This window comes from Gemmiger formicilis, assembly GCF_016901605.1.
Lineage (GTDB): Bacteria > Bacillota > Clostridia > Oscillospirales > Ruminococcaceae > Gemmiger > Gemmiger formicilis_B.
Genome location: NZ_JACJKP010000977.1, coordinates 1 through 218 on the forward strand (window position 1 = coordinate 1; position 218 = coordinate 218).

Below are 218 nucleotides of genomic sequence, written 5' to 3' on the forward strand. Positions count from 1 at the left end.
CAGGTCAACCCCCGCTTTTGCCAATGCCAGGCAAATAGCCCGGCCAATACCGCGCCCGCCGCCGGTCACAAGTGCCGCGGGACGGGTGTTCTGCTGTTCACTCATGCCTGGGCCACGAAAAAGCTCCCGCTGATTCCATTGCGGACCTTCTGGTGCGTCAGGTACAGAGCAGCGTTTATCTGGAAGATACCATCCGCCGGTTGGCCGACCTGGGCGTG

Annotated in this window: 1 pseudogene; it reads left to right on the forward strand. The window is 61.9% G+C overall.

Features of this window, described 5'->3' with window-relative positions:
* Positions 1–101: 101 nt before the first annotated feature.
* Positions 102–218: pseudogene (locus H6B10_RS18530) on the forward strand (ACP S-malonyltransferase); the annotation flags it as partial.